Origin of the sequence: Streptosporangium sp. NPDC006013 (genome assembly GCF_040614275.1) — a bacterium.
In the GTDB taxonomy this organism is placed as follows: Bacteria; Actinomycetota; Actinomycetes; order Streptosporangiales; family Streptosporangiaceae; genus Streptosporangium.
The window spans coordinates 1-3,950 of record NZ_JBEXUE010000697.1 but is presented as its reverse complement, the minus strand read 5'-3'; the positions used below and the strand labels follow the sequence as shown (position 1 = coordinate 3,950).

Genomic DNA, 3,950 nt, shown 5'->3' with positions numbered 1-3,950 from the left:
CGGTTTCTTCCGGCGGTACGCGGCGGGCCTGCCGCTCCTGGAAGTGCGAGAAGGCGCGCGCTGCTGATGATTTTGGGTATTCGTGGATCGGCCTCTATGTCCGCAGGCCGGCCTGCGGCGGTGCCACCCGCTCGTCCGGCGCGAGCCGGTAGGGCGTTCCTCCGCAGTGACCTCGGCGGGCAGGAAGGTCAGGAGATCAGGCCGGGCAGCAGGGTGACGGTACCCGCGAGGTAGGTGCCGAGCTCCGGGGGGACGAGGTTGATGGCGGAGATCTCGGCCGGGTCGAGCGGGAGCCGGACCACCTCGTAGTGGCCACGGGCGGGATCGTCGAACTCCGGGCCGCAGCGCAGGGCGAGATCCATCGAGACCAGGCGGCAGCCGTAGACGTGCTGGGTCTTGATCCCCTCGTCGCGCACGCATTCCAGGGTGGTCAGCGGGGTGACGCCGGAGACCACGGCGCCGAGCTCCTCCATGACCTCGCGGTGCAGGGTGTGCTCCAGCGAGGCGTCCTCGGGCTCGACATGGCCGCCGGGGACGGACCAGTAGAGCTCCTTACCGGGGACCGTACGCCGGAAGACCACCAGCCGGTCGTCGTCGAGGAGGACGGCGCGAACACTCGGCACGTCAGACATGGGGCCCATTGTGTCACCGACCCGGTGACGTGATCCGCATCCGGGCCCCGGGGAGGCGGGATTTCCTTAGGGTACGGGAAGCCAATCGCCTTGCGGGAGAGGCTCCAGCAGGGCTGCCGCATTGGGCAGTATTTGCCTCGTTGTGGCATATGGCCTTGCCGCTGCGTCGGACACCATCATGCCGTCATGAAGAGCGCACGCTGAATGAGCACGGGTCCATGACATACAGGATGACCAGGGGCAGCGGCTGCTGCTGATCATCCGCCGGGGTACCGGGGCGGTGGTGATCCGGTGGCGGACGCAGATGGTGGTGCTGTCCTGGCGAAGATGTAGATCAGCCTGGCACGCCGTGGCGAGATCAGCGATTGGCCAGGGAGGCGATGAGCCGGTCGGCTCTGCCGACGGCGGGGTTGGTTCTGGCGGGAACCCAGGCAGACCGCAGCCGGGTGAGTTCGTTCTTGACTCTTCCAGATGTGAGCAGCGGAAGATCTTCCCGCAGTTCCAAAATGGTGGCGGCGGCCGTGTCGGGGCAGCGGCGTCGGACCTGCAGGCCGGCGAGCCGGGAGGCGATGAGCACACGGGAGCGGCGTTCTCCACCGTGACGGGCACGAACGGAGTTGCTGAGGTGTCGTTCGGCAGCGGGGAGGTCCGCGAGCTGGGCGAGGGCAGTCCCGGTCTGGTGCTCCAGGGAGGCGCGACGGTAGGCGCCTGTCCATTGGGCTTCGGGAACGGAGTCGGCGCGATCCAGATTCACTTCGGCCTGGCGTAACGCGTTGAGCGCGGCTCTGGTGTTGCCGTTGGCGGCATGTGCGTCGGCGCACATACCCGCCATCCACGCACGGGCACGGGCCGGGCATCCGCCGCTTAGTGTTGAGGCTGCGGCCTCGGCGAGGTCGACGGCTCGGGTGGGGTGACCGAGTTCGACGGCTTGGGTTGCGAGTCCTCGCAGGGCGGTCGCCTTCGCGGTCGGATCGCAGGCTTCCTCGGCGAGTCGTATGGCCTGAATGTAGTAACGCTGGGCCAGCCCGGCGGCGTCTCCGGCATCGGAGGCCATGAAAGCGGCCAGATAAGTCATTTGGGATGCGGCCGTGAACAGTTCGGGGCGTGCTCGGCCGGTGGTGCCGTGCAGCAGCGGTGCGACCTCGTGGATGAGGTAGGCCAGCACTGCGGCACGCGCGTGCCCGCCGCCGAACAGGTCGTCGGCGGTGGAGAACTGGCCGCACATCGTGCGGATCCGCTCCACGTCGGAGGCGCCTGCTCGGCGCGGTTCGCCGGAGCGGGCGGTGATGATGTGCGGTTCGGTCGGCAGGTTCAGCGCAGCGAGCGAATAAAGGCCGGTGGTGAGCAATGATCGCCGGTTGAGCATGTCGTCCTTCCCTAGACGAGCCACCCAGGTCACAGGGTCGCCGCCCCAAGGTTCTTCGGATACCGCTTCGATGTGCGGCCATCCGAGGTCAGGCGCGGTGAGGTCGTGGCCGAGCAGCCGCGTGAATGTCTCGACGATGATGGGAATCGTCCCCGCCATCGGGACTGTCCCCGAAAGCCAGTGTGCGATCGCGGCCGCGTCGTAGTACATAGCCCGGCCGTTTTCCGCCCCGACGGCATTGATTGTTTCAGCGACCTTCGCGTATGGCTTTCCAACGGCCGCAATTGCCTCCTGCAGTGCGATGTTGCTCACCGGATGACGGCGTTGTCTCGGCATGTCCATCCCCTCGCGCTACTTCTCAACACGCATCGAGGTTCCAAAACCATCCAATATCCAAAGCCCTACCCGGGCGAACGGTTACGCCCTTCACTGAGATCGGAACGTAATCGACTGAGCGCGAAGTGTAACGCGAGGTGGTCGGTGGTGGCCATCCTTCGTCGCTTCGCGCCCGTCAGAGAAGGAGTTTTCCGTGGTAGATCCCCAGGCCAGTGCAGTTGCCTTCACGCCCGAGACCGGTAAGCATCCCGCTGGAGGTTTCCCGGGGGTGCCCCGGCTGCCAGGAGCCGTGGCCGCAGCCCCAGAGCGGGCGGTGAATCTGCTGTTGGCCCCGTGGCGGCTGCGTGTTGTCGGCGACCCCAACCTGGTGGCGGGCGTGACCACGGTGATGGTGCCGCCGTGCGCGGTGGATGTTGCCAGCCCAGGGGTGGACTGGACGATCCGTGTCGAACGCGATGAGCACGACCAACTGCAGGGCGACGTTGACGCGTTGTTCGCCGACAGGCCCGTGCTGGTCTCCCCACATGGCGGTCCCCGCCTGGCTGTGGTCGGCACGGGGGACGGTCTGCTGCGCCTGCTGGGCCGTTACCGGCCCGGTAGCGCCGCGGCACTGCTGGAGGTCGACCGGGCCCGGCGTACCACCCGCATCGTCGTCCCTGACGAGGGTACGGCCCAGCGCTGGCCCGACTGGCTGGCCCGGCTGTTCTTCTCCTCGCGGATGCTCGACGGCGGATGGCGGATGCTGCACGCCTCCGCGGTGACCCTGAACGGGGTGGTGGTGCTGTTCGTGGCGGGTAGCCGTGGCGGCAAGTCCACGCTGGCATACCGCGCCTGCGATGAGCTGGGCGCTCAGTTCATGGCTGACGACCTGGTGATGGTCGGGCCGGATGGGATCGTCGCCGGATGGCCGACCCAGGTCGGCATCCCCACGGAGCTGGCCGCACCCGCCGGTGGGGTGGAGCAGCGGCGGATGGTGGCCGGGGCGTGGCGACGGCGAGTGCTGTTCACTCCCGGCGAGCACCGGGCTGTCGTTGACTGGGCGCCACCGGCCCGGCTGGGCGCGGTGGTGCACGTGGTTCCCGAGCCCGTCGAGGGAAAGGGCCGGCCAATGCGCGCCATCCGGCTGGAGCAGGCCGAGGCGGAGGCGGCGCTGGCGTGGGCGGCAGATGTTCCAGGGCAACGGCTGTACTCCAGCGACCTGTTCGGGCTGACCGACGGTCCGACCCCGGGCAGGGCCGGCGGACCCGCGCAGGAATGGAGGGCAGTGCCGACCGAGGCATCCGTCGTTCGGCTGATGGTGCCTCACCTGCGGGATCTGCCGCATGCCCCGGTGTGGGAGTCGCTGGCCACGCTGCTGGAGGTGACAGTCCAGTGAGGACGGAAACCACCGCTCGCCGTGTGGTGATCGTGTCCAGTGCCGGTCGCTCTCTGGCCGTTGCCGCCAGTGACAACATCATCGCGGCGTGGCCGCATATCGCGCCACACGTACCCGGTGCCTCCATCGAGCTGCTGCACCCCGGCGATCGCCCAGTGGTCCAGGGGGTGGCGGTCCCGGACACCCCGCCAGACGCCCGCCGGGTGATCAACGCACACCTGCATGTGGTCCACTTGGCCGC

4 protein-coding genes are annotated in these 3,950 nt (G+C 68.3%); 2 read left to right on the top strand and 2 right to left on the bottom strand.

The genetic code is table 11. The annotated features are described in order from the left end of the window. Positions 1-188: 188 nt before the first annotated feature. Complete coding sequence (locus ABZ260_RS48065) at positions 189-632, bottom strand: NUDIX domain-containing protein (RefSeq protein ID WP_350919627.1); 444 nt, start codon at positions 630-632, stop codon at positions 189-191. A 358-nt stretch (positions 633-990) separates the two neighbouring features. Continuing rightward, positions 991-2,310 (bottom strand): hypothetical protein, encoded by a 1,320-nt coding sequence (locus ABZ260_RS48060; RefSeq protein WP_355631823.1) that lies wholly within the window; start codon positions 2,308-2,310, stop codon positions 991-993. Between the two features lie 313 nt (positions 2,311-2,623). Here ABZ260_RS48060 and ABZ260_RS48055 point away from each other — a divergent pair, with 313 nt between their 5' ends. Then, positions 2,624-3,709, top strand: coding sequence for a hypothetical protein (locus tag ABZ260_RS48055; RefSeq protein ID WP_355631820.1), 1,086 nt, complete (start codon positions 2,624-2,626; stop codon positions 3,707-3,709). Next, a partial coding sequence (locus ABZ260_RS48050; protein WP_355631817.1) for a hypothetical protein occupies positions 3,706-3,950 on the top strand: 245 nt, incomplete at its 3' end. The genes ABZ260_RS48055 and ABZ260_RS48050, both read left to right, overlap by 4 nt.

Coding starts and splice junctions, on each gene's coding strand:
- ABZ260_RS48065 (WP_350919627.1), bottom strand. CDS start 632: ATGTCTGACGTGCCGAGTGTTCGCGCCGTCCTCCTCGACGACGACCGG.